Origin of the sequence: Actinobaculum sp. oral taxon 183 str. F0552 (assembly GCF_000466165.1) — a bacterium.
Taxonomy (GTDB): domain Bacteria; phylum Actinomycetota; class Actinomycetes; order Actinomycetales; family Actinomycetaceae; genus Peptidiphaga.
The window spans coordinates 1-24,045 of record NZ_KE951439.1; the positions used below are offsets into that span (position 1 = coordinate 1).

General features: G+C 67.3%; 22 protein-coding genes and 1 tRNA gene. 10 read left to right on the plus strand and 13 right to left on the minus strand.

Annotation, left to right across the window (positions count from 1 at the left end; all coding sequences use genetic code 11):
• The 3 genes from HMPREF0043_RS11730 to HMPREF0043_RS06515 all read left to right on the plus strand — a co-directional run.
• On the plus strand, positions 1–684 hold a 684-nt coding region (locus tag HMPREF0043_RS11730), incomplete at its 5' end, for an FtsB family cell division protein (protein ID WP_021602177.1).
• Positions 674–1,228 carry a DUF501 domain-containing protein gene (locus HMPREF0043_RS06510; protein WP_021602178.1) on the plus strand — a complete coding sequence of 185 codons (555 nt, stop codon included), beginning with the start codon at positions 674–676 and terminating at the stop codon, positions 1,226–1,228. The genes HMPREF0043_RS11730 and HMPREF0043_RS06510, both read left to right, overlap by 11 nt.
• A complete protein-coding gene (locus HMPREF0043_RS06515) occupies positions 1,225–2,205 on the plus strand; it encodes a Ppx/GppA phosphatase family protein (RefSeq protein WP_021602179.1) in 981 nt (326 codons plus the stop codon). Before HMPREF0043_RS06510 ends, HMPREF0043_RS06515 begins: the two co-directional genes overlap by 4 nt.
• 96 nt (positions 2,206–2,301) lie before the next feature.
• Here HMPREF0043_RS06515 and nhaA read toward each other — a convergent pair whose 3' ends face one another.
• Positions 2,302–3,774 carry a Na+/H+ antiporter NhaA gene (gene nhaA, locus HMPREF0043_RS06520; protein WP_021602180.1) on the minus strand — a complete coding sequence of 491 codons (1,473 nt, stop codon included), beginning with the start codon at positions 3,772–3,774 and terminating at the stop codon, positions 2,302–2,304.
• Positions 3,775–4,091: 317 nt separating this feature from the next.
• Between nhaA and HMPREF0043_RS06525 the strand changes: the two genes are divergently transcribed.
• Positions 4,092–4,165 (plus strand) — tRNA-Leu (locus HMPREF0043_RS06525).
• A gap of 142 nt (positions 4,166–4,307) precedes the next feature.
• Complete coding sequence (locus HMPREF0043_RS06530; protein ID WP_040318029.1) at positions 4,308–5,576, plus strand: alpha-hydroxy acid oxidase; 1,269 nt, start codon at positions 4,308–4,310, stop codon at positions 5,574–5,576.
• Between the two features lie 207 nt (positions 5,577–5,783).
• On the opposite strand, the gene HMPREF0043_RS06535 is transcribed toward HMPREF0043_RS06530, so the two are convergent.
• From HMPREF0043_RS06535 to HMPREF0043_RS06550, 4 genes are all read right to left on the minus strand, one after another.
• Complete coding sequence (locus tag HMPREF0043_RS06535; RefSeq protein ID WP_021602183.1) at positions 5,784–6,212, minus strand: hypothetical protein; 429 nt, start codon at positions 6,210–6,212, stop codon at positions 5,784–5,786.
• A gap of 371 nt (positions 6,213–6,583) precedes the next feature.
• Positions 6,584–8,044 (minus strand): amino acid permease, encoded by a 1,461-nt coding sequence (locus HMPREF0043_RS06540; protein WP_021602184.1) that lies wholly within the window; start codon positions 8,042–8,044, stop codon positions 6,584–6,586.
• 158 nt (positions 8,045–8,202) lie between these two features.
• Positions 8,203–9,120 (minus strand): ABC transporter permease, encoded by a 918-nt coding sequence (locus HMPREF0043_RS06545; RefSeq protein WP_040318030.1) that lies wholly within the window; start codon positions 9,118–9,120, stop codon positions 8,203–8,205.
• A complete protein-coding gene (locus HMPREF0043_RS06550; protein WP_021602187.1) occupies positions 9,117–10,094 on the minus strand; it encodes an ABC transporter ATP-binding protein in 978 nt (325 codons plus the stop codon). Before HMPREF0043_RS06550 ends, HMPREF0043_RS06545 begins: the two co-directional genes overlap by 4 nt.
• A gap of 369 nt (positions 10,095–10,463) precedes the next feature.
• Here HMPREF0043_RS06550 and HMPREF0043_RS06555 point away from each other — a divergent pair, with 369 nt between their 5' ends.
• On the plus strand, positions 10,464–11,342 hold the full coding sequence (locus HMPREF0043_RS06555; protein ID WP_040318054.1) for a Bax inhibitor-1/YccA family membrane protein: 879 nt from the start codon (positions 10,464–10,466) through the stop codon (positions 11,340–11,342).
• Positions 11,343–11,614: 272 nt separating this feature from the next.
• Here HMPREF0043_RS06555 and HMPREF0043_RS06560 read toward each other — a convergent pair whose 3' ends face one another.
• Complete coding sequence (locus HMPREF0043_RS06560; RefSeq protein ID WP_021602190.1) at positions 11,615–12,055, minus strand: FKBP-type peptidyl-prolyl cis-trans isomerase; 441 nt, start codon at positions 12,053–12,055, stop codon at positions 11,615–11,617.
• A gap of 277 nt (positions 12,056–12,332) precedes the next feature.
• Between HMPREF0043_RS06560 and HMPREF0043_RS06565 the strand changes: the two genes are divergently transcribed.
• Positions 12,333–14,045: a cation:proton antiporter gene (locus tag HMPREF0043_RS06565; RefSeq protein WP_051317478.1), complete on the plus strand. Its 1,713-nt coding sequence runs from the start codon at positions 12,333–12,335 to the stop codon at positions 14,043–14,045.
• 3 nt (positions 14,046–14,048) lie between these two features.
• On the opposite strand, the gene msrA is transcribed toward HMPREF0043_RS06565, so the two are convergent.
• From msrA to trhA, 3 genes are all read right to left on the minus strand, one after another.
• Positions 14,049–14,765 carry a peptide-methionine (S)-S-oxide reductase MsrA gene (gene msrA / locus HMPREF0043_RS06570; RefSeq protein WP_021602193.1) on the minus strand — a complete coding sequence of 239 codons (717 nt, stop codon included), beginning with the start codon at positions 14,763–14,765 and terminating at the stop codon, positions 14,049–14,051.
• Between the two features lie 11 nt (positions 14,766–14,776).
• The gene (gene greA, locus HMPREF0043_RS06575) at positions 14,777–15,262 is read right to left on the minus strand and encodes a transcription elongation factor GreA (RefSeq protein ID WP_040318032.1); all 486 of its coding nucleotides are present in this window, start codon (positions 15,260–15,262) and stop codon (positions 14,777–14,779) included.
• Between the two features lie 124 nt (positions 15,263–15,386).
• Entirely contained in the window at positions 15,387–16,064 is a 678-nt protein-coding gene (gene trhA, locus HMPREF0043_RS06580; RefSeq protein WP_021602195.1) for a PAQR family membrane homeostasis protein TrhA, read from the minus strand.
• 119 nt (positions 16,065–16,183) lie between these two features.
• Here trhA and HMPREF0043_RS06585 point away from each other — a divergent pair, with 119 nt between their 5' ends.
• On the plus strand, positions 16,184–16,945 hold the full coding sequence (locus HMPREF0043_RS06585) for an isoprenyl transferase (protein ID WP_021602196.1): 762 nt from the start codon (positions 16,184–16,186) through the stop codon (positions 16,943–16,945).
• A gap of 616 nt (positions 16,946–17,561) precedes the next feature.
• On the opposite strand, the gene HMPREF0043_RS06590 is transcribed toward HMPREF0043_RS06585, so the two are convergent.
• The 3 genes from HMPREF0043_RS06590 to xseA are packed head-to-tail and all read right to left on the minus strand — an operon-like array spanning position 17,562 to position 20,114.
• On the minus strand, positions 17,562–18,533 hold the full coding sequence (locus HMPREF0043_RS06590; RefSeq protein ID WP_021602198.1) for a PfkB family carbohydrate kinase: 972 nt from the start codon (positions 18,531–18,533) through the stop codon (positions 17,562–17,564).
• The gene (locus tag HMPREF0043_RS06595; RefSeq protein WP_084432354.1) at positions 18,530–18,856 is read right to left on the minus strand and encodes an exodeoxyribonuclease VII small subunit; all 327 of its coding nucleotides are present in this window, start codon (positions 18,854–18,856) and stop codon (positions 18,530–18,532) included. The genes HMPREF0043_RS06590 and HMPREF0043_RS06595 overlap by 4 nt, the downstream gene beginning before the upstream one ends.
• Positions 18,828–20,114 carry an exodeoxyribonuclease VII large subunit gene (gene xseA, locus HMPREF0043_RS06600; RefSeq protein WP_021602200.1) on the minus strand — a complete coding sequence of 429 codons (1,287 nt, stop codon included), beginning with the start codon at positions 20,112–20,114 and terminating at the stop codon, positions 18,828–18,830. The genes HMPREF0043_RS06595 and xseA overlap by 29 nt, the downstream gene beginning before the upstream one ends.
• A 305-nt stretch (positions 20,115–20,419) precedes the next feature.
• Here xseA and HMPREF0043_RS06605 point away from each other — a divergent pair, with 305 nt between their 5' ends.
• Complete coding sequence (locus HMPREF0043_RS06605; protein WP_156897548.1) at positions 20,420–21,574, plus strand: 4-hydroxy-3-methylbut-2-enyl diphosphate reductase; 1,155 nt, start codon at positions 20,420–20,422, stop codon at positions 21,572–21,574.
• A 214-nt stretch (positions 21,575–21,788) separates the two neighbouring features.
• Positions 21,789–22,448, plus strand: coding sequence for a DNA alkylation repair protein (locus HMPREF0043_RS06610; protein WP_021602202.1), 660 nt, complete (start codon positions 21,789–21,791; stop codon positions 22,446–22,448).
• A 203-nt stretch (positions 22,449–22,651) separates the two neighbouring features.
• On the opposite strand, the gene HMPREF0043_RS06615 is transcribed toward HMPREF0043_RS06610, so the two are convergent.
• A complete protein-coding gene (locus tag HMPREF0043_RS06615) occupies positions 22,652–23,878 on the minus strand; it encodes a DNA recombination protein RmuC (protein ID WP_051317479.1) in 1,227 nt (408 codons plus the stop codon).
• Positions 23,879–24,045: the final 167 nt, after the last annotated feature.

The window sequence follows — 24,045 nt, forward strand, 5'->3', positions numbered from 1 at the left end:
GCTCGACCGGCCGCGCCGCAGGAGCCGGCCGAGCGCCGCCGCCCCGGCAAGAAGCTCCTCGGCCGCGAACGGGCCGTTTCGGGCGGGCAACCCGCCGGAGACGGCCGAGGCGCCAGCCCGAGCGAACGCCACGGAACCCGCGCCGGCTCGCGCCGTAAGGAGAACCGCCGTCCGCGCACGGCCAGGCGGCGCTTCTCCACCCGCCGCGCCGTCGTCGTCGACGCCGCGGGCGGCCCCAAGCACATTTCGCTGCGCCTCATGTCCATCGTCCTCTTCGCCGTCATCGCGGTGATCGTTGTGACTCCCACGCTCTCGAACTACCTCGATAAGCAGCGCGAACTGCGCGACGTCAAAGCCCGGCTGGGCTCCGTCCAACAGCACAACAAGGACCTCCAGCGCGAACTCGACCTGTGGAAGAACGACGACTACGTCCGCTCCCAGGCACGCGAACGCCTCGGCTACGTCTTGCCGGGGCAGACCCTCCACGTCGTCACCGACTCCTCCAAGGGAACCGCCCAGGAGCAGCTGGAGAGGAAGGTCGCCTCGGTCGACCGCGACAAGCGAGCGGCGACCCCCTGGTACTCGACCATGTGGGACTCGGTGAAGGTCGCCGGGCAGTCGGGGAAGGCCGGCGGCGGCTCCGACAAGGCGCCCATCGTCAGGGAGACCGCGAATGGACGGTAACCCCGTGGACGTCGGCGTGGACCTCACGCGCATCGCGGCCAACGCGTCCCCGCTGCGCGACGGCGACGCGGAGACGATCCGCGCACAGATCGGACGCGAGCCGCGGGGCCTGGCGGCGGTCGGGGCCCGATGCGCCTGCGGCGCCCCCGCCGTCACGATCACCAGGCCCCGCCTGCCCGACGGGACGCCCTTCCCGACCCTCTTCTACCTCACCCACCCCCGCTTGGTGCGCGACATGTCCCGACTGGAGGCGACGGGCTTCATGGCCCGGCTCAACGCCCGCCTCGCCGAGGACGGCGAACTGGCGGCGGGGCACGCCGCCGCGCACGCCAGCTATCTGGCCAGGCGCGCACTCCTGGGCAGGGTCCCCGAGATCGAGGCGGTCAGCGCCGGCGGAATGCCCGGCCGGGTCAAATGCCTGCACGCTCTGGCGGGCTTCGCGATGAGCGCCGGGCGGGGCGTGTGCCCCGTGGGGGACATCGCGCTCGCGGCCGTCTCCTGGGACCCGGACCGGTGCCGCTGCGACGAAAGGGCGAACGCGTGAGGGTCGCGGGAATCGACTGCGGGACGAATTCGATCCGACTCCTGATCGCCGACGTCGACGGCGGGACTGTGCGCGACGTCGTCCGGCGCATGGAGATCGTGCGCCTCGGGCAGGGAGTGGACAGGACGGGGAGGATCGCCGACGCCTCCCTGGCGCGGGCTTTCGCCCGCACGGAGGAGTACGCCGCGCTGTGCCGCCGGCACGCGGTCGAGTCGATCCGCTTCGCGGCGACCTCGGCCGCCCGGGACGCCCGCAACCGCGACGCCTTCGTCGACGGGATCGCCGCCAGGATCGGCGTCGCCCCCAGCATTCTCAGCGGGGGCGAGGAGGCCCGGATGAGCTTCGAGGGGGCGTCGTCGGCTCTGCCCGCCGGCGGGCCGGATCCCGTCCTCACCGTCGACTTGGGCGGCGGGTCGACCGAGATCGTCCTGGGAAGCGTCGGCGGCGGGATACTCGGCACCTGTTCGATGGACGTCGGCGCCGTGCGCATGTACGAACGCCACATGGCCGGCGATCCTCCCGCCTCGGAGCAGATCGCCGCCGCGAGGGCCGACGTCCGGGCGGCGCTCGACCTGGCCGAGCGGCGCGTCGACCTGTCCGCCGCCAATGGTCTCGTCGGGCTCGCGGGAACCGTCACCACGGTCACCGCGGCTGCGCTCGGCCTGGAAGCCTACGATCCGGCGCGCATCCACGGCGCAGTGCTCAGCGTCCGGCAGACGCTCGACGCTTGCGAGTGGTTCCTCGCCTCTCGCCACGCCGAGCGGGCGGCGCTGGGGTTCATCCATCCCGGCCGGATCGACGTCATCACCGCGGGCGCGTTGGTCTGGGGCGAAGTGGTGCGACGGGTCGAAGAGCGCATGGCCGCGGCGGGCAGGATGCTCGCGGGCATCACGACGTCCGAGCACGACATCCTCGACGGGCTCGCCCTGTGGGCCGCGCGCGAACCCCAGGCGCCGGTGACAGGCCGTCGAGCCTAGCCGGAGCAGCCGGAGCCGATAGGATTGACGGGCGGAAAACCGGGGCCCAACCTCACCGCCCGCATCCCGTCTCGCCTCCCGGCTATCGCCCGCGCTTCAGACGTCGGTGTCGGAAGGTCGCCGCGGCCGTCGCCCGTGCCCGCCGGAGCCTGCCGGGCCGCGCTTGTCCGGCCCGTGGGGTGCGTCGCTCGAGCCGTCCGCATGGGGCGAGCCGTGCGGATCCGCCGCGCCGCGGGCCTCCCGCGGACCGGCCGAGCTGCGCGAGCCGTCGGGGTTGTGACGCCCGCGCATGTCGCCGTGGAAGCTGGAGCGGCGGCCCTGGTCGGGGGAGTGGCGCATCTGGTCGTCGTGGCGCATGCCGGGCTGCCCCTTCGGGCCGCGGACTGGATGACTCAGACGACGGCGCAGCGCGATCGCGCCCAATAGGATCGACAGCAGGGTGCCGAAGATGACGGCGACCCTGGAATGCGGCTCGTGCGGGCTGTCCGCCGGGAACGACAGTTGGGCGATGAGCAGCGAGACGGTGAAGCCGATGCCGGCCACCAACGAGATCGGGAAGATGTCGGCGAGGTCGACTCCCGCCCCCAAGCGCAGCCTGAGGAAGCGCGTCATGATCCACACGCCGCCGAAGATGCCGATGCACTTGCCTATGGGCAGGCCGAGGTAGATGCCCACCGAGACGGGGTCGGTGAGCATCTTCCTGAAACCGCCGGAGTCGACGATGTCCACGCCGGCCGCGAAGAACGCGAAGATCGGCAGGACGGCGCCGTTGCTGGCGAAGCTGAGCTTTTCGGTGAAACGGTGCGTCATCGGCTCGGGCTCGGACTTCCTCTGCCCGGTCGGCACGACCATGCCGAGGGCGACCCCGGCGATCGTGGCGTGGACGCCCGACATGTGCATGCAGTACCAGGCGAGGACGGCCAGAGGCCAGAGGAACCACCAGTGGGTGATTCTCTTGGCGGTCAGGAACCCGAAGGCGGCCACCAGGGCGATGGCTCCCCCCAGCCAGCCGAAGTTGACGCCTCCGGCGAAGAAGACGGCGATGACGATGATGCCGCCCAGATCGTCGGCCACCGCCAGGGTCATGAGGAAGGTGCGCGCCGCCGGCGGAAGGCCGCGTCCGAAGATCGCGAGGATCGCCAGCGCGAAGGCGATGTCCGTCGCCACGGGGACGGCCCAGCCGCCGTACTCGCCGGAACCGGCGGCGACCTGCGTCAGCGCGTAGAACGCCGAGGGACCCGCCATCCCGCAGGCGGCCGCGATGATCGGCACCGCCGCCTTGCGAGGATCGCGCAGGGAGCCGAGCGTGAACTCCTGTTTGAGCTCCAGTCCCACCACGAAGAAGAAGACCGTGAGGATCCCGTCGGACGCCCAGTGTTCGATCGGCAGGGCCAGGTGGACGGACCCGGGTCCGACGACCGTCGTCGCCAAGCGCTCGTAGGCCTCGCGCCACGGCGAATTCGACCACACGAGGGCGGCGGCCGCCGCGATCATCAGGACTATTCCGGCCGCGGCGTCGTTCTTGAGCACCCTGCGGTAGCGGGCGAGCAGTCCGGGGCGTTTCGTCATGTTCCTCCTTTTGGCTCTTCTTTTGCCTCTTCGATCGATCTCCATGGCACAGACCCTGTTCACTATACCGGGGCGGGTTCGGGCGGATACGCTGAAATCGGAAGATCCAGGGTCGGAGTCTCCAGAGCGAAGGCGCAGGCTCCGGGTCGGAGACTCCGCCAGCGGGGGAGCCGGGGTCGGCGTCCATCGCACGGCGGCCGAGGGAGCGCGCAGTAGGCAGTGAAACTGGCGGATTCCACCGGACGTTCCGGGTTAGAATCGAGGCGACCGCTCCGCTTCCACGGACCTGCTGGCCTCCGACGGCGGTCGGCGACCGCGCCCCCATAGCCCAATTGGCAGAGGCAGCCGACTTAAAATCGGCGCAGTGTCGGTTCGAGTCCGACTGGGGGCACCGCGAATGGATTCGCATTCTTCTGCGTCAGTCCGCCCGGACGGTTCGCCGTCGGCGCGCGCCAGGGTGGACAAACCCGAGTCCGAAGCATAAAAATAAGATAACGCCAACCCGATCACCGTTCTCAAGGATGAGGAAGCCCATGGTAAAACGCCAATTTCCCAAGCCCAGCGAAGTATTCGACCTTCTGAAGTTCAAGAAGCCCGAATTGAACCCCAAGCGCCGCCGCCTGGACGCCGCGCTGACGACCTGGGACCTGCGGACCATCGCGAAACGCCGCACTCCGAAGGCCGCCTTCGACTACACCGACGGCGCAGCGGAGGGGGAGATCTCGCTCGGCCGGGCCCGGAAGGCCTTCGAGGACGTCGAGTTTCACCCCGACATCCTCCGGCCGGCCGAGGACGTGGACACATCCTGCCAGATCCTCGGCGGGCCGTCCGCGCTGCCCTTCGGCATCGCCCCCACGGGGTTCACCCGTCTCATGCAGACCGAGGGCGAGATCGCCGGAGCCGGGGCGGCCAATGCCGCCGGCATCCCCTTCACGCTCTCCACCCTGGGCACCGCGTCCATCGAGGACGTCCAAGCCGTCAACCCCACCGGGCGCAACTGGTTCCAGCTCTACGTCATGCGGCGTCGTGAAATCTCCTACAGGCTGGTCGAACGGGCCGCCGCCGCAGGTTTCGACACTCTGATGTTCACGGTGGACACGCCGGTGGCCGGCGCTCGGCTCCGCGACAAGCGCAACGGTTTCTCCATCCCTCCCCAGATCACCCTGGGGACCGTGCTCAACGCCATCCCACGCCCCTGGTGGTGGTTCGACTTCCTGACCACCCCCAAGCTCGAGTTCGCCTCCCTGCACTCCACCGGGGGAACCGTGGGCGAGCTGCTCGATGCGGCGATGGATCCGACCATCAGCCACGAGGACCTGGACGTCATCCGCTCCATGTGGAAGGGCAAGATCATCATCAAGGGGGTGCAGAATGTGACCGACGCCAAGCGCCTGGTCGATCTGGGCGTCGACGGCGTCCTCCTGTCCAATCACGGTGGGCGCCAGCTCGATCGGGCTCCCGTTCCCTTCCGCCTCCTGCCCGAGGTCCTCCGCGAAGTCGGCCGTGACACGACGGTGATGATCGACACCGGCATCATGAACGGGGCGGATATCGTGGCGTCGATGGCCCTCGGCGCTGACTTCACGCTGATCGGGCGGGCCTATCTCTACGGTTTGATGGCCGGCGGGCGTCAAGGCGTGGACAAGGTCATCGAGATCCTGTCCAGCGAGATCGTGCGCACCATGAAGCTGCTCGGGGTCTCGAGCATCGAGGAGCTCGAACCCCGCCACGTCACGCAGCTGACGCGCCTCGTCCCGGTCTCCGGGAACGTCAAGGCCGCCTCCGACGCGCTGTCGCGCTGAGTCTGCCCCTCGGCTTTCCGGCTCCCCCGGTGGCGAGCCGGAAAGTCGAGGGTTCGGATTCGGGCCCAGTGTGTGCGCTAGCGGCTGAACGTCGCCGGTCTAGAGGGACGATCGGCGGCCCATCGCCCGTGGGCTCATTGCGATACCGCCCTCAAGCATCCGCTCTCTGTCGAATCTCCGTCGTACGGCGGGCCTGCGGGCGCGGATTCACTTCGCGTCGCACACGGTGAAGGCGAAGGACCGCAGCACGCCCACGGAGCCCGTGGAGATCTTTTCGATGTCGGGCAGCCCTTTGTTGGCGTCCACGTAGTTGATCGCGTAGACGGTGCCGTTCGGGGCGGTGAAGGTGAGGGCGGGGTCTCCCTTGCTATTCATCTTGCAGGTGACGGTTCCATGGTCTACTTTCAGATTCCACGCATGCCCGAAGTCAGAGGCTTTGACCTGCGCAGGATTGCTGGTGGCTTTGAGAGACGGCCCGTCGGTGGGGAAGTCTTCGGGGTGCCGGAGCCCGTTGCAGGCGCTCAGCCCCAAGGCGAGCAGGCCCGCGGCCGCCGTCGCGGATGCGCGCCGACGCCGGTGAGCGGACGGGCGGTTCGCCGGCTCGTCGGCGTGGGCCGCGGCGTGAATCGTGGTCATGAATCCTCCTAGAGAGTCGCGAGAGCCATGTATCCGTCCTCGGGTCGGCGCGGGGCGCTTCCGGCGATGCCGGACCCGGGAGAGGCTTCCGAGTTCGTCGCGCCGTATTGCCGGCGCCTTTCCGACGCGGCCGGAGAATTCGACCGTCGCCTTCACACAGTCTGTAGCGGGGACGGCGCCGTCGGTTCTGGGACCCCGCTGTTCCCGTTCCGGCGGGCGGCAGAAGGACGGCGGAAATGAGGCGAAGTCGGCGGCGCCGTGGGCAGGGCGGCCCCGAGGATGGACGATCCGATCCCAGCGGCTTTAGCGTTCTTGAGCGCTCGGTGTTCAGTGGAATTCCGGAGGCGGGCGATGCTCTCTTCTTCGCGGGTTCAGGGTTCCCGGTTCGCGGAAGTCGAACTCGGCGCGGAAGTCGAACTCGGCGTGCGTGCGATCTCTTCGGCCAGGAGGTCGGTCGGCTCGGTGAGCGTCCGCTTGAGCACCGCGTAGGAGGCCAGGAGCCCGATGACGTAGGGCACGCCCGCGTACCAGACGACGGGCAGGAGCCAGTACAGCCCGACGAAGATCGCCAGCGTCGCGGCGATGACGATCCAGTCGACGTAGGGGCTTCCCGCCAGGCGCCGTCGCGGCAGGGGGAGCCCGGCGGCGGCGCGCTTCTTCCTGAAGGCCAGATGGGCGCACATCGTCACGCCCCACGTGACGAGCACGCCGATGGTCGCACAGCCGAAGAGGTACATGAAAGCGCGATCCTCGCTGACCAGGGCGAGCACTGCGGCGATCAGCATGCCGAGGGTGGCGATCGCCACCGCTCTGCGGGGCGAGCCGTGAGCGGACGTCCGGGCTGCGAACCGAGGGGCCATGCCGTCGATGGCCAACGAGTGGATCATGCGACTCGACGAGTAGAGGCAGCCGTTGGCGGCCGAGAGCGCCGCGACGATGAGGACCGCGTTCATGATATGCGCGCCGGCGGGGATGCCGGCGATGCTCAGCACTTTGACGAAGGGGGACTCGGTGGCCGAGTCGCCCGATTGGGCCGTGGCGGTCCACGGCTGGAGCGCGATGACGATGAACATCGCGAAGACGTAGAACAGGAGCAGGCGCCAGATCATGGTGCTGGCGGCCCGGGGGACGTCCCGCTCGGGGTTCTCGGACTCGGCGGCGCCCACCGAGACGTTCTCGACGCCGCCGAAGGAGAAGACGGCCATGCACGCGGCCGCCAGGATCCCGGTCACGCCGTTGGGCGCGAAGCCGCCGTGGGCAGTGAGGTTCGTCAGGCCGGTGGCGGGCCTGCCCGGCAGGCCGAAGAAGACGATCACGGCCCCCATGACGATGAAGACGACGATCGCCGTCACCTTGACCATGGAGAACCAGTACTCGCTGCTCCCGTAGAGGCGCACGGTCGCCAGGTTGAGCGACACGATGAACAGCGAGCACAGCGCGGTCCCGAGCCCCAGCCGCAGGCCGGGGAACCAGAAGCGCAGGTACGTGGCGGTGGCCGTGACCTCCGCGCCGACCGCGATGAGCATGGTGACGGCATAGTTCCAGCGGGCGACGTACCCGCCCAGCCGCCCCAGGTACGAGGCGGTCACGGCCCCGTGCCCGCCGGGCACCGGGTGGGTCGAGACCATCTCGGCCAGCGCCCACACGACGGCGAGGGCGAGCAGGCCGGCGATCGCATAGGAGACGACCGTCGCCGGGCCGCCGAGCGCGATCGTCGAGCCCGATCCGAGGAACAGGCCCGTCCCCAGTGCGCCCGACAGGCCTATCATCGAGACCTGTGCACTGGTCAGACGCCGCATGAGTGCGGTTTCTTCATCCTTGGCGTGGTTCATGGCTTTCCCCTTGGCTGGCGGGAATGCAGCTGGGCGCTGTGGTCTGCCCGTTGGGCAGCGGCCGGGCGGAGGAAGGGGCGGCGCCCGGACCGTCTACGACGGCCCGGGCGCTACCTGATACTGGCACTCCCATAGAAGAATATTGCGGATGGCGTCGCCTAGATGTCACTCTTCCTGTAGCGGAACAGGCCGAGGAGGACGAGCACGACCAAATAGACGATCCACGTGATCAACGCGGCTCCATATGTAGGCGCGTCGAAGCCGTTAGCGCCGCTGTTCCCTGACGGGTAGGCCATCGTGGTGATCAGAGTGTTCGGGATGATCTTTTTGAAGGTGTGCTCGAAGAAATCGATCGGGAGGAGCGCGAGCAGCGGGGTGATCCACAGGAAGAAGACCATCGTTATGATCGAGCCCGCGGTGGACCGGATGGCGTACCCCACGCCGAGCCCCATGAGAGCCCAGGTCGTCGTCGCGAACCACGAGGAGAACAGGTGCCTGAAGTTGTTGCCGCCCATCTCGAGGCCGGAACTGGAGATCGTTTGGCCAAGTCCCATCAGCCACAGGAGGAGGAGGAAGGTCGCCGCTCCGATCATCAAGCAGACGGCAGTGGTCTTGGCTGTGAACGCGGTGATTCGGTTCGAAGTCGACAGCGCCGTGGTCCTCATCGTGTTCGACGAATACTCGCCGGTCACCGCTAGGACTCCGACCACGAGCATGAAGATCATGAAGAACGGCGTTTGCGCCGTGACGATCTGGGCGTCTGCGGACTTCCCCTTCCCCGAGGAGTCGGCCGCCACCGCCCACGTGACGAGGGTGGTGAATGCGGCGAGGACGACGAAGACGATCCATGTCGAGCGGAGGCTCGTCATCTTGCGCAGCTCGGATCGGACCGATCCTGCGAAGGTGCTGCGGTACCGGCGCGGGTCGAATGCGCGCTGGGCGAATTCCCGTCCCTCTGGGCCCTGCGGTGCGGTAGGCGGGACCGTGCCGGCGGACGCTGGAGCCGTGCCGGCCGGCGGACGCTGGGAATGCGCCCCGGGAGTGCGGTTGCCGTTGTAGTCGTTGTCCATGCTCATCGTGCACCTCCGCGTACCTGGTCGGGCGATTGCCCCGGCAGCCCTGGGGCGGGCGCTCCTACGCCGTATTCGACTTCGTTCGCCGTCAGCTCCATGAAGACGTCCTCCAGGGATGAATGCGATTCGGAGAGCTCGTGGAGCTCGAGCCCGGCTGTGTGAAGGATGTGGCCGATCTGCGCTCGATCTCCGGCGGCGATGTCGACGACGCCGTGCGGATTGTTCTCCGAGCCGGGTTGGACTTGCGGCTGCATCCCGGCTTTGGCCAGGGTGTCGGCGATCGCTCTGACGTCGGGGCCGGAGACGTGAACGGTCTTGTGGGAGGCCGATTCGGTGAACTGCTTGATGTCGCCTTGGGCGAGCAGGCGCCCGCGTCCGATCACCACGAGGTCGTCGGCCGTGAGTGACATCTCGCTCATGAGATGCGAGGAGACGAGGATGGTCCGCCCCTGTGCGGCCAGGTCGCGCATAAGGTCGCGGACCCAGCGCACGCCGTCGGGATCCAGTCCGTTGACGGGTTCGTCGAAAAGCAGGACCTCCGGATCTCCGAGAAGGGCGTTGGCGATCCCCAGGCGCTGGCCCATGCCCAGGGAAAAGCCTTTGAGCCGCTTGTTCGCCACCGAAGCGATGCCTGTCAGCTCGAGCACTTCTTCGACGCGTCTCCTCGGAAAGCCGTGGGTGTCGGCGACGACTCGCAGATGCTGGCGGGCTGTGCGGTTGGGATGGAACGCGCGCCCGTCCAGAAGGGCGCCGACCTGCGTCAAGGGGGAGGGGAGCTTTCCATACTCGACTCCGCGAATGGTGCAGCGACCTCCCGTGGGACGGTCCAGGCCGACGATGCATCGCATGGTCGTCGACTTCCCCGAGCCGTTCGGACCGAGGAATCCGGTGACGCGCCCGGACCGGAGTTCGAAACTTAACTGGTTGACGGCGACTTTCGAGCCGTATCGCTTAGTCAGATTGTCGACTTTTATCATAGATACCCTTTCAACCCTTTAACCCCCTGCCCCAGTTTATTTCACGGATCCGACGTCCGCTGCTCGTGCGTTCCGCATGTTGGGACGCGAGCCGGCCCCGTCGGCCTCCTGGCCGGTAAGGCGTTCAGAGGCGGGATTCGGCTGCCTTGCTGCGATTCCGCCGAAATCGAGGGTCGCGTCGGGGATGCTCCGATGTAACTTCTCTTACGTATGAGGCTTCCCCGCCGCCTCGAGGGGAAGTTCTATCCTGCCTCTGCGCTGAGAGCGGAGCCACAAAGGCGAGTGGAGGCGTCGGAGTCGCATAGAATGGGCTCGACATGACAAGCGAATGCTTGCCCACAAGGAGGAAACGTGGCCAACAATCCGGTGATGGACCGTAATCCATATTTCAGGGGGCCGACGATGCCGAACGGCTACCCCTCGCAGACTCAATACGGACAGCAGTACGACGCCTACGGTCAGCCCGTGTACGGCCAGCAGCCCGGCGTGAACCAATTCGCCGGTCAGCAGGCCTACGCTCCTCAGGCTGCGGGCGGCGGGGTCTTCACCCCGGGATCGTCCGCTTCGGCGACCATGACCTACGACGATGCGATGGTCAAGACCACCGTACTGCTGGCGTTCACGATCATCACGGCGATGCTCGGCGCGTTCATGCCCAGCAAGGCGGCGATGCCGCTGGTGGCCCTGACGATCCCTGTAACCCTGGGCATCGCCATCTTCTGCGCCTTCCGCCCGATGGTCGGGCCGGGCCTGTCGATCGCCTACGCGACGGTCCAGGGTTTCGCCATGGGTGTGGTCACGGCCGCATTGGAGGACCTCTACCCGGGGATCGCCCTCCAGGCGATCATCGGCACTCTGGTCGTGGTCGCCGTGGCCGTCGGATTGCACATGAGCGGGGCCGTCCGCACGACCAGCAAGGGAAACAAGATCGTCCTGACGATTCTCATCGCGGCTTTCGTCTACGGCATCGTGAACATCATCTTGGTCTCGACCAACGCCGTAGACGGCATGTTCGGACTCGATTCGATGAAAGTCGGCGGCATTCCGCTCGGGATCATCCTCGGCCTGCTCTTGATCTTCATCGGCGGATACATGCTGATCGGCGACCTCGAACTCGTGCACTACGCCGTGGCCAACGGCGCGCCCAAGAAGTTCGCGTGGATGACCGCTTTCGGCATCGTCTCCACGGTCATCTTCATCTACTGGCAGGTGCTGCGGATTCTCGCCGTCTTGGCCGGCGACCGCTGAGTCCGGTCTCCCGCACGGCCGGGGACGGGTGGCGCGCGCGTTCTTCTCGGCGCTCCAGTTCCCGGCTTTCCCGTGCGGACGGAGATGACGGCATGGCTCTCGGTGCTGTGCGCCGACCATCGCATCCTGTTCGGTAACCGAACGTCAGGGGCGTGAGCGGAACTTCACGGTTCCGTCCACGCCCCTCGTTCATGCTGCCGGCCGCTAGCGGACCGCTTCAGGGGCGCCGTTCCCCGTCCCTGATTCCCTTCGATCGTCGGCTTCCCGACCTTTCAACGAACCCCGAGGATGTCGACGACGAATACCAGGGTGTCCGTTCCGCGGATGCCCGCCCGTGGGTTTCCGGCCTTGCCGTAGCCCTTCTCCGGCGGGATCGATAGCAGAAGGCGGGAGCCGACGCTCTTGCCGACGATCGCCTGGTCCCATCCTTCCAGGACCATTCGGACCCCGATTGGGAAGGAAACCGAATGCCCGCGTCGGAAGGACGAGTCGAAGACCCTGCCGTTCCAGATCTGGCCGAGGTAGTCGACCTCGATTTCACGCCCGGCCTGAACGGCGGGGCCGGTCCCTTCTTCCAGCACGACCGCGTGAAGTCCGCGAGGCGCATCGGATTCGGGGAAGACGAGTTCGGGGGTCTCGCCGAAGCTTCCTACGACGGTGGGAAGGGTGACGTCCATGGTGTCCTCTCTGTCGCAATCATGCCGAGCCGTCATGGGGACCACGCCGTGGCACCGCTTCGACGGACGCGGCGACGTGCCGCCCGGGTCGGCGGCACCCGCCGTTCCCAGTCTAATGAGGTTCGACCCCTCCGGCACTGAGCAGAGGCGGGATCTCCATGGGCGCGACGCCATAGGCGAACGCGCCATTGCCCACGCGTGAACGGGAAGAGCGCACTCATGGGGGATAATCGAGGAGGGCTACGGCGCCACGGTCGGTCCCGAAACGTCGCGTCGGGGAATCGATGTTCACGCTGGGAAAGGGAGTGCGTTCGTGTCCGGTCTCGTCATGGTCTTGGGTCTCTTCGCGGTGACGATCCTTGCAGTGGTGGTGGGGGAGCGCACCCAACTTCCCTATCCCATCCTTCTGCTGCTGGCGGTCGCAGGCCTGTCCTTCCTTCCCGTGCTTCCCCGGTTCGCGATCGATCCGGAGATCATCCTCCCGCTCTTCCTGCCGCCTCTGCTTTTCGCGATGGCCAGGCGTGCCTCCTGGTCGGTGTTCCGGCGTCGCTGGCGTACCCTGCTCATCATGGCCTTCGTCCTGACCGCGGTGACCACCGTCTCGGCCGCGGGGGTCGTCCTCCTTCTCGTCCCGGGCATCGAAGTCCCCCTCGCCTTCGCGCTGGGGGCCATGGTCGCCCCTCCCGATCCGGTCGCGGTCGAGTCGGTCGCCGAGCCGGCCAAGGTTCCGCGTGGAATCATGCGGACGCTGCAGACCGAAGGTCTCTTCAACGACGCCGTCGCCATCGTCGTCTTCTCCACGTCCATCAGATCCCTCGACGGGGAGGGCGAATTCAGCCACGTCTTCCTCAACTTCCTCGTCGGGGCGGTCCTCGCCGTCGCCATCGGCTACGTCATCGGCTGGCTGGCAAGCGCGGCGAGCAGAACCATTCGGAACGTGGCCGCCACCGGCGCCGTGACGATCATCGTCCCCTTCGTCGCCTACCTCGTGGCCGAGGAGGTGCACGCCTCCGGCGTGATCGCAGTCGTGGTCACCGCCCTGGAGATCAACCGCCGGATCGATCCCGAGGCGGTGCGCGACCGGCTCATGACGGCCTCGTTCTGGGAAGTGGTCGACTTGCTCGTCACCGGCACAGCGTTCGGCCTGATGGGTTTGGAGATCCGCAACATCGTCGACGCCGAGGGGTGGCGGCAGATCGCCGGCTACTTAGGCGTGGCGGCCGCCGTCGTCGCGGTGAGCATTCTCGTCCGCTTCGCCGCCACACTTCTCCTGCGCTTCGTAGAGATCAGGAGGCACAGCGGGGCCGTGCCGCGATCGTGGCGGGACTGCCTGGTCATCGCCTGGTGCGGCATGCGAGGTCTGGCGACACTCGCCCTCGCCCTGTCCCTGCCGACGTGGAGCGAGAGTCACATGGCCGAATACCGGAGACTGGTCGTCGTTGTGGCGGCACTCGTGCTCCTCGTCACCCTCGTCCCCACCGGTCTGCTCCTTCCCTGGCTCATCCGCACCCTCAGGCTGACCGAGGACGGGAGTGTGGAAGCCGAGGAGGTCTCCGAGCTCGCCGGCCGCGCACAGTACGCCGCATGCCACGCTCTTGAAGTCTACTTCGAGAATCTCGACCTTCCCGAGCCCGAACGCCACGAATTGCGTTCATGGGCCAAGCGCTTGAAGACGCGGCTCGAAGTGGACCACCACTGGGATCACATCGGCGGCACGGCTTTGACGGACACGGCGATCAGGAGAGCCTCCGACATCCACGACATGGTCGTCGGCGCACAGTCTGTGGCGTTGGAGGCCGCGCGCGGCGAAATACTGGAGGCCAGGCGCGATCCCATGGTGGACGTCGCGGTCGTCGATCAGGTGCTCCGACGCATCGACATGCGCGCGCTGTCGATGCCGCAGGCGCCGGACGCTGCGCCCCCCGTGCCGTCCCCTAGGCGCACGCGCAGGTCGCCGGTCAAGAAGGCGACGTCCAGCGGCACCTCCAACCTCGCCAACTGGAGAGGCCGGATAAGGCGCAGGTGAAGATCAGGCGTCGTCGCGGCCGCGGGACGGCGAATCGTCTGCGGGCCCGGGCCGGAGAGGGCCGGATTGCGGGAGCGGGCAGGCCATGCCGGTGCGCGCGTGGCATTGGTAGCCGCCTGGGTTCTTCGCCAAGTATTGCTGATGGTAGTCCTCTGCCGGATAGAAGGCTCCCGCGGCGGGGGCCGGGACGATCTCGGTGACGATATCGCCGTATCCGCCTTCGGTCAGGACCTTCTGGTACGTCTTGATCATCTCGCGTGCCAGAGGCTCCTGGGCGGCCGTCGTCGGGAAGACGGCGGACCGGTACTGGGTGCCGACGTCGCCTCCCTGGCGGTTGAGACTCGTGGGGTCGTGCGATTCGAAGAAAGCCTGGAGGAGGCGTTCGGTGGGCAGCACGGCCGGCGAGTAGAGGACGCGGACCGTTTCGGCGTGCCCCGTCTGCCCGGTGCCCACCTCCTCGTAGGTGGGGTTCGGAGTGGAGCCCCCCATGTAGCCCACGGCCGTCGCATCGGCGCCCAGCTCCCACGCCGCCTTCTCCGCTCCCCAGAAGCATCCCGAGGCCAGATAGATGACCTCTTGGCCGTCGCCGGGCTCGCCGAGGATCGGCGTCCCCAGCACGGCGTGGGGCATGGGGTCGGCGAGTATCGGCTCGCTGCGTCCCGGAAGGGCTTGCGATGGGTCGACCACGGCCTGATCGCCGGAAGACTCCCAGATGAACATGCGGTACCCGCCTATCCTTGGAAGGGTTCGATGTCGAGGATCTCGACGCTGATCTTCCTGCCCGTGCGGGTGGCGAACGACGTCGTATCACCCTTCTTCAAGCCGAGGATCGCCTTGCCCAGGGGCGCATTCTCCGGATAGACCTCGATGCCGACCAGGTCCGCGGCCTCTCGCGAGCCCAGGAGGAAGCGCTCCTCTTCCCCGGAAATCAACGCCGTGACCACCGTGCCGGCGGCGACCTCGGCAGCCGTGGGAGGCTCGGAGACCGTCGCATTTTCCAGCAGATGCGTCAGCTCGGCGATACGGCCCTCCATCTTCGACTGCTCTTCGCGGGCGGCCTGGTATCCGCCGTTCTCGCGCAGGTCTCCTTCGGAGCGTGCGGCCTCGATCTTGCGGGCGATCTCCGCGCGTCCGGTTGTGGTCATCTCTTCGAGTTCGGATCTCAGGCGCTCGTAGCTTTCGGGGGACAGCCAGGCGCCTTTGCGCTCATCAGCCATGTTCATCTCCTTAGGGGACCGTGTGTGCGCGAGTAAAAAATCCATGCCCGCTGCCGCAGGCATGGTGTTTCTTCGGTAAGACTACCAGCGATGGGCGCACAATGCCCCATGCCGGCGTTTCCCCTCAAGGCAGCCATATGACCGTGAGCCACACGGCGATGGCCTGGCAGGTGTAGCCGATCAGCGTCCCCACGTGGAAGAACTCGTGGAAACCCCACACCCGCGGCCAGGGATTGGGCCAGCGCAGGCCGTAGAAGAGCGCCCCGACGGTGTAGGCGATGCCGCCGGTGAGGATCAGCGAGACGATGGCCGGCCCGCCCGTCTCCCAGAAGTAGGGGAGGTACCAGACGGAGAACCATCCCAGGGCCACGTACAGCCCCGTGGTGAGCCAACGCGGGGCGCCCGGCTTGGCGACCGCGAGGTATATGCCGCCCAGAGCGGCCACCCAGACGACGCTGAGGACGAAGATGGCCGTTCGGCCGGGCAGGAGCGAGACGGCCAGGGGAGTGTACGTGCCCGCGATGAGCAAGAAGATGTTGGAATGGTCCAGCCGGCGCAGCACCGTCTCGACCTTCGGCGACCACGTGCCCAGGTGGTAGACCGCCGAATGGCCGAAGAGGACGACGGAGGAGATCCCGAAGACGAGGCAGGCGAGTTTGGCCTGCGCCGTCGGGGCGAGCACGAGGAGCACGATCGCATTGGCCAGCGCGAGGGGCGCTGTGGCGGCGTGGATCCAGCCTCGCGCCTTGGGCTTCGGCATTGCGTTGAGGCGCAGCTTGCGCTGGGATATCACTGTGGTCATTCGTCCTCCTTGTTCCCCACCGATTCTAGGTGCGAGGTCCACCGGCTCACAGGCCCCTGCGGCAGGTGGGATCGTTCTCACCGGGTTAACCTAGTATCCGAGACCCGAGGAGGTGTTCATTGGCCGCACCGGCATTCCTGTACAAGCTCTACGAGCGTCGCCTCATGCGAGAGCTCGGCGCCACAGCTCTGCCCCGGCACATAGGCGTCATGCTCGACGGCAATCGCCGCTGGGCTCGCGAACTCGGCCAGACGGCCTCCTTCGGGCATCGCAAGGGGGCCGACAAGATCAGCGAGTTCCTCGGATGGTGCGACGAAGTCGGGATCCAAGTCGTCACCCTCTGGCTGCTGTCGACGGACAACCTCAAGCGCTCCGCCGAGGAGATCGGGCAGCTCGCCGAGATCATCGCGGGCGCCGTCGAAACCCTTGCGGCGAGCGGATACTGGCGCCTGCGGATGGTCGGCAACCTCGACATGCTCCCGGAGAGTCTGTCCAGGCGGCTGCGCGCCGCCGAGGCCGCCACGGCGAAGGCCGGGGGCGTGGAAGTCAACATCGCCGTGGGCTACGGCGGACGCCAGGAGATAGCCGACGCGGTCCGCTCCCTCCTGAGGGAGGAGGCGGCCTGCGGCCGATCGCTCGAAGACGTCGCCCAGTCGATCAGCGTCGACGGCATCGCCAGGCACCTGTACACGAAAGGCCAGCCCGACCCCGACCTCGTCATCCGAACGTCGGGCGAACAGCGGATGAGCGGTTTCATGCTGTGGCAGACGGTTCACACCGAGCTCTACTTCTGCGAAGCGTACTGGCCGGATTTCCGCCGCACCGACTTCCTGCGCGCGCTTCGCGACTACACCCAGCGCGAACGCCGGCTGGGACGGTGACGCCGGGTCTGGCGTAGGGCCGGGCACCGCCGTCGGCGCCATCTGAATCCATCTGAAAAGACGGCGTGGGCCACGAGGATGAAATCGTGACCCACGCCATGCGTGTGTGATATTCGGTTGCTCTGCGGTGCCCGCTCCTTCTCGGAGCGTCACCACGGGACGGGAGTGCCAGCTCAGGTCCCGCAGCGCAGATATTGAGTTGTCGCGCGGCGGCATTCGCGGCCGCCTCGACGGGGCGTCGGCAAGCGCACATCCCCTGGCGCAAAGGCAGTCGGAGCGACTACCATGGGAAGCCGAAGTGGCTTTCCTGCCATTGAGAGGCGCGACAACACCGTGGTTCCTTTCCGGTCGGCAGTCACATGTCTTGTGACTGCAACCACATTGTTATCATATTGTTATTTTATCTTTCAGTCAATTCCCGGCGCCTCGGATTTTGGGGTCATATTCCCCATTGCATAATCGGAAAATCCGTAAAGCATTGATGCGGCAAGGAAAAGTCCGGACCCCACGCCGAATGGACAGGCCTTGCCTTCGTGTGTCCTTACCGTTTATACCAGGTGTAACCGAGCTGCCTGCCTCTTGACGGAGACGGTCAAGGCAGGCAGCTTCGCGCCGGTCACATGGCGCGGTACCTGCCGTTCACCGCGGCCAGCTCTTCCCGCGTGGGCGGAACGGCCCCTCTCCGCGAGGCCGTCAGGGAAGCGGCGGTGGACGCGTACGCCCCCAGGCTCTGCAGATGGGTGCGCGAGATATGGTTGAGGTTGTCGCGATGGGCGGCTCCGTCCAGTGAGATCCGCGTCAGCCCGTCGATGAGCGCCGCGAAGAACGAATCGCCCGCTCCGGCGGTGTCGATCACGTCGACTTGCTGGGACGGTATGCGGATGGGACTGCCGGAGCGGGGGTAGAGGAGCGTGTCTGCAGTGCCGCGAGTGACGATGACGAGGGACGGGCCCAGGCTGAGCCATCCGGCCGCGATGTCCCCGCTGTCCGCCCGCGCGCCGTACAGGCGGGCGACGTCCTCGTCGGAGGCCTTGACGATGTCGGCGAGTGCGACGAAGTCCTCGACCCTGTCGCGCGCATTCGCGCGGTCGTCGATCAGGCAGGCGCTGACGTTCGGATCGTAGACGATCGTCGCCGAGTCGCGCAGGTGGCTCACCCAGTTCCGGACTTTGCTCGCGCCCGGCTCGACGTGGCAGGCGGCCGAGCCGAAGGCGAGGCAGGTGGGTGCCAGGACTTGGAGGTCCAGCTTGCAGGCGCCCGATTCGGGGATGTCCTGGATGTCCCAGGTGAAGGTCAGAGACTGGGATGAGACGCCGTCCTCGCCGATGACCGTGCGGGATACGGACGTCGGGTTGGTCCGCTCGGCGTCGGCGCGAAGCCACAGTTCCAAACCGTTGCTGGCCGTGTACTCGGCGAGGATCTCTCCGTCGGGGTCCAGCCCGAAGTCGGTGACCAGACGGACCGTCCGGCCCAGTCGCCTCAACCCGATCGCCACGTTCAGCATGGAGCCTCCCGGTCCGCGCAGGCACGATCCGTCGGCGAAGGCGACTTCGTCGATGAGCGCTTCGCCGATGACGAGCGTACTCATGTCAGCTCCCCGAGGGCGTCCTCTTCCGGTTCCTCGCCGTCCGCCCGCGATCCGCCGCTCGGTCCGGACGCCCGGGTCTGAGACCGCTGGCCGTCCGTCTCCGCTTGGGCGGCGGCGAGGCGTTCGCGGGCGCCGTCCAGCCAGGCTTGGCAGTGCCGGGCCAGCCTTTCGCCCGCCTCCCACAGCCGCAGGGCCTCTTCCAAAGGGATGGACCCCTGTTCGAGCCGGGTGACGATTTCGACCAGGCGCGAACGCGCGTCCTCGTAGGAGAGGCCTTCCACGCCCGGGTCGACGTCATCCTCGTCCGTTGTTCTTCCTCCCACTCTCGCCTCCTCGTGGTGTTGGGGACGTCACCTCCAGGTCGAGCCGGCCGCGTGACAGGACTGCCCGAAGGCGCTTTCCGCGGCCGGTGTTCGAGGCGTCGGACAGGACGGCGCCATCGGCGTCGAGAAGAATCGAGTATCCGCGCTCGAGAGTCAGCTTGGGGGACAGCGCACTCAGGTTGGCCACGACGGTTGAGAGCGTCCCCTCCTCGCGGTCGAGAGCGCGCGACGCATGCGCGTGAAGCCACTGTGTCAGAGAGGCGAGGTCGGATTCGCGGACGTCGATCATGGTCGACGGGCGGGCCAGCGGGGGGCGGGCCAGCAGAGCCTCCAGGTCGGCTCGGGCGCGGTCGAGCATCGAGGAGACGGCCGCCCGTCCCCGTCGCAGGGCTTGCATGAGGCCCGCCTCCTCCTCGGCGACGTCGGGGACGATTCGCTTGGCCGCGTCCGTGGGCGTGGAGGCGCGCAGGTCGGCGACCAGGTCGAGAATCGGGCTGTCGCCTTCATGGCCGATGGCCGAGACGACGGGAGTGACGGCGTCCGCGACGGCGCGCACCAGCCGCTCATCGGAGAAGGGAAGGAGGTCCTCCACGCTGCCGCCTCCGCGAGCCAGCACGATCACGTCGACGCCGGGAGCCGCTTCGAGCTCGGACAGGGCCTGGAGCATGGCGTCGACGGCCCCCGAGCCCTGAACCTGCACCTCCCGTACATCGAAGCCCACAGCGGGCCACCGGGTTCGCGCATTGACGACCACGTCCTCCTTGGCCTTCGTGTTGCGCCCGCAGATGAGCCCGATCGTCCGCGGAAGGAACGGAAGCCGCTTCTTGCGCTCCGCGGCGAACAGGCCCTCCGCCGCCAGCCGCGCCCTCAGCTGCTCCAGCCGTGCAAGGATGTCCCCGACTCCCACGGGGCGGACCTCGTCGGCCCACAGGGACAGGGAGCCGTTGGCCTCGTAGAAATCCGGCTTGGCGCAGACGACGACCCTCGTGCCCGACTCGACTCCCAGGGGAAGCAGGTGCGTCGAGATCTTCACCGACATCGACGCCTTGGCCTCCAAATCGCGAAGGGTGAAGAACTGAACCCTCGCGCCTGGGCGGCGTTGCAGGGTGATGACTTCTCCCTCGACCCACAGACGCGACATGGCGGCCACGTATTCGCGGATCTTCATCGACAGGACCCGCAGCGGCCACGGCCGCTGCGGACTCGTCTGTGCCGCGAGTTGGGGCAGCTCCGGCGGCACCGGGATTTTCTGCGCCATGCGTACATGCTTCCACACGCGCTTTCCCGGGTGATGTGCCCTTTTACCTAGTGAGACGTGTCCTTTCCCCGGCAGGCCGTCGCGATTGCGCGCGTTTTCGCCCGGGACCGCGCGTTTGAGAGCCGTCGCCCGGGCGGGCGCGACGAGTGGGGCTGTCGAGGTCTTCGTCCGGCGTCCCGCGGTGCCCGGGGGAGTCCGGGCTCACTCTCGCGCGGCTGTGACCCGCCGACTAGGCTTGGAGGGTGACTGAAAGATCAAACGGGCCGGCCGCCTCCCTCGCCGGGGCTTCGGCGTTCCCGTCTGAGATCCCGTCGGCTCCCTCTCCCGACGGGCGCAGGATCCTCGTGGCCACGCCGCGCGGGTACTGTGCGGGCGTGGATCGCGCGGTCGACGCCGTGGAGAAGGCCCTCGCGCTGTACGGGGCGCCCGTGTACGTGCGCAAAGAGATCGTCCACAACAAGTTCGTCGTCGAAACTCTGACGAGGCGCGGGGCGATCTTCGTCTCCGAAACCGAGGAAGTCCCCGAGGGTGCGCGAGTGGTGTTCTCCGCGCACGGCGTGTCGCCCGCCGTCCACGCCGAAGCGGCCGCCAGGAACCTGCTCACGATCGACGCGACCTGCCCCCTGGTGACGAAGGTGCACAAGCAGGCGGTGCGCTTCGCCAAGGGAGATTACGACATCCTCCTGATCGGGCACGCCGGGCACGAGGAAGTCGAGGGCACGCAGGGAGAGGCGCCCGAGCACATCCAGGTCGTCAACGGCCCCGAGGAGATCGACGCGGTCCAGGTCCGCGATCCGAACAAGGTCGTGTGGATCTCCCAGACCACGCTCTCGGTCGACGAGACCCTCAAGATCGTCGAGCTGCTCAGGCAGCGGTTCCCGAACCTCATCGACCCGCCGTCCGACGACATCTGCTACGCGACTCAGAATCGCCAAGGCGCGGTCAAGACGATGGCTCCCGAGTGCGACGCCGTCATCGTGGTGGGATCGGCGAATTCGTCCAACTCGGTGCGCCTGGTCGAGGTCGCGCTGGAGGCCGGTGCGGGAACCGCCTACCGGGTGGATCGCGCCGAGGAGGTCGACCCCGCCTGGCTGGAAGGTGTGACGACGGTGGGCCTGACCTCTGGCGCATCCGTGCCCGAGATCCTCGTTCGCGACGTCGTCGAACGTCTGAGGTCTTTCGGATACACGCAGGTCGAACGCGTCGAGACGGTGTCGGAGGACATCCGGTTCACCCTGCCGAAGAACCTCCGGGCGGACCTCAAGGCAACCGGGATCCAGCCTGACAGGCCCCACAAAGTCCGGGAACAAAAGGCCGGCGGGGCCGGCACGGCCGCGGAGAGGTCGCCTGGCAGGCGGGTGCGCAACGCCGGCGCCCGCAACAGGAGGGTATTCGACGGCGGCGCACAAACCGAACGCGCTGAGCCTGCCTCCGGCCGTCGGCGTGCGGACACCGCGTGAGGGCCCGATACAGGACACCGCGTAAGATCCCGGTTAGGGCGCCGCGTGAGGATCCGGTTGTCATCCGGTTGAGCCTGAGGCGTCAGCCGGTGATTGGGATCGAGGGCCCAGCCGTCGATCTCAACCGGTGGTCGAGATCGAGGGCCCAGCCAGCTGAGCTCGAGGGGCTCCGGCAGGGGAAAGGGACTTCAGTCAGGGAAGGCGAGGAGGAAACATGATCGACGCGGATGCGCTCTTCCGCGATCTCCGTGAGGCGTCGGATCCCGGCAGGGCCGGGCCGATGTCCTCCTACATGCGCAATCAGTTTCCCTTCCTGGGGATCTCGGCCACGCGGAGGCGCGATGTGTGCAAGCCGCATTTCGCCGGGGTTAAAAAGGAGGGGCGCATCGACTGGCCGTTCGTCGATGCCTGTTGGCAGTGCGAGGAACGGGAGTTCCAGTACGTGGGCGCAGACTACCTGCGGATCGTGCGCAGGCATTTGGTCCCCGGCGACCTGCCGCGGCTGAAAGCCCTGGCGACGTCCAAATCGTGGTGGGACACCGTCGACTCCCTGGACCGTACCGTCGGCGACGTGATCCGCAGGTTTCCCGATGCGCGGCCGACCATTCTCGAATGGGCGCGCGATAAGAACATGTGGGTGCGGCGGATAGCGATCGACCATCAGCTGCTCCGCAAGGGCGACACCGACACGGAGCTGCTCGCCGACATCCTTCAAGCCAATTTCGGATCCGGGGAATTCTTCATCGACAAGGCCATAGGCTGGGCGCTCCGCGACTATTCGAAGACGTCTCCCGAATGGGTCCGCGGCTTCATCGAGGACCACCGCGGACGGATGTCGGCGCTGTCGATCCGCGAGGCGAGCAAATACCTCTAGGCGCAGGCATCGCGCGTTCAAGGGCCGGGCTCAACCGGTCTCGAGACTCAGGCTCAACTGGGCTCGGACTCAGCCATGTTCGGGCCGGACTGATCCAAAGATTCAGGCTAAATCATTCGGGCTCGACTCGCCGCGCATCCGGCAAGGCCTCTCTACTCTCACACGAAAGGCGTCTTCGAACATCTCTCAAGGGATGCTCCTCTCTACAGGGGCTCCTGAGAGGCGTCGAACTGCAGCTGGGGCGCCGCGATCTTCCTGACCTGGGCGGCGTCGCCCTCGATCGGGCGGGGCGGATCCAGTTTGGCGTCGAGCGAGGTCAGGTCCCGGGCCGTCACGAGGACGCGCTTCTCCAGCGAGCCGACGGTCTTGTTGTACCGGTCGACCGTGGTCCGCAGCGACGAGCCGAGGCTGTCCAGGTGCTCGGCCACTTTCCCCAGCCGTTCGGCGAGCGTTCTGCCGAGCTCGAGAATCGCCTGGGCCTCCTGGGTGATCTGGGTCGAGGACCATACAGCGGCCACCGAGCGCAGGAGTGCGAGCAGAGAGCTCGGGGTGGCCAGGGCCACCTTCTGGCGGAGCGCGTCTTCCAGCAGGGAGGGGTCATTCGTCAAAGCCTCTGAGAGCAGGGACTCCGCGGGGAGGAAGAGGACGGTGATCTCCGGCGAACCGGCGAATTCACCGGGATAGTTACGTTTGGCGAGCTCCTTGACGTGGGTGCGCAAGGCGTCGGCGTGCTTTTGCACGAGTTCGCTGCGCTTGGCCAGATCCTGTTCGCCGATGCCTTCGATTTCGTAGGCTTCGAGCAGAGCGGACAACGGGACTTTCGCGTCCACGGCGATGTGCGCCCCGCCTGGAAGGTGGATCGTCAGATCGGGCCGCGAGGCGGAGTCGGATACGTGGGAGGACCCTCGTGTCGTGGTCGAAACCCGCTGCTGTTCGGAGAAGTCCACGTGGGGGAGCATGCCCGAGGCCTCGACGATCCGACGCAGCTCGACCTCCCCCCACGTGCCGCGGGCCGAGACGGATGTGAGCGCCCTGCTGAGCGAGGCCGTTTCGTGAGCGAGCTTCTCGCTGGTCTGCGCCGCGTGGGACAGTTGCTCGCGTATCGCGGCGTCGTGGGAGGCCTGCCGGGTCTGCATCGCCGTGACCTGTTCCGTCATACTCCTCAACTGGGCTGACAGCGGCGTGATCATCTGGGCCAGGGATTGATCCGAGCGGGCGCGTTCGGCCAACTCGGCGTTCTCGCGCTCGAGGACGTCCGCGCGGCCGGAGGCTTCGGCCGCCTTGGCCTGCCATTCGGCGGCCTGGGATTGGGCCTGCCCCGAGCGCTCGCGTTCGGTGGACCGCAGGATCGCCCTCGCGTACCCGAGGACGAAACCCACGAAGAGGCACAGAGCCAGCAGAATGAGCAGCAGAAGCGTCGGTATCTCCATGCCAACCATTGTCGTCCCGGCCTCCGACGGTTTTCGGGATCGGGGATCGTGCGTCGGGTGGAGGCCCGGCGCCCTCCGGTGTAGGCGTCGTCATCCCGTATGGAGCCGGCTCCGCGAGGCGCGCCTGTTTTCCGCGCGAGTGCATCATCGCCGCGGTCGGGGCGGGT